The organism is Candidatus Jidaibacter acanthamoeba, assembly GCF_000815465.1.
Lineage (GTDB): Bacteria > Pseudomonadota > Alphaproteobacteria > Rickettsiales > Midichloriaceae > Jidaibacter > Jidaibacter acanthamoebae.
Map to the genome: position 1 here is coordinate 1 of NZ_JSWE01000178.1, position 649 is coordinate 649.

1 protein-coding gene is annotated in these 649 nt (G+C 36.5%); it reads right to left on the bottom strand.

The window, feature by feature from the left end; genetic code table 11:
• On the bottom strand, window positions 1–617 hold a 617-nt coding region (locus NF27_RS08155), incomplete at its 3' end, for a tyrosine-type recombinase/integrase (protein ID WP_152606883.1).
• Window positions 618–649: the final 32 nt, after the last annotated feature.

The window sequence follows — 649 nt, forward strand, 5'->3', positions numbered from 1 at the left end:
GATACATTACCACTCATCTTCTGCGCTATGTGCACATCATACTTATCTGCTATTCTCTTTAAAAAACTATGCCTAAGCATATGGGGAGTAAGGTTGAATTTCTCTTCTTCTTCAAGATATGCATTAGCTAACTTTGATATCCTTCTGCATATTCTTATTATCTCAAACCTTGTAATTCTGTTACCGTACTTAGTTACAAGTAATGGTGATTCTAAAGATAACTCAGTACGAGTAGATAAATACTTATCAAGATGATCTCTTGCTTCATTGGGCAAAGGTACTTTAGTCGATATCTTCTTACTCTTTGACCTTTTTACCTCATGGAAACCTCTGTGGTGGTACTGACCATAGTTAAGTGTAGCCAACTCTGATTCTCTAAGTCCGGTTGTAAGTAATATGTAAAATACGGTTACTTCAAGTAGAGGATTCTGATTCTTTTGCTTGCAAGTAGCTATCCTATGTTCACATGCGGATTTAAGTCTAAGTATCTGCTTATCACTTAACCCATTCCACCTGGGTTCTTCTATTTCAATAATTCTAACTCCTTGAAAGGGATAACCAGTAACAAACGGTTTCTCTTTATGCACCCACCTAGCAAAGTGTTTTAGCGTAGCCATAATCCTGCTTACTGAAGTTGCTTTATATGGTT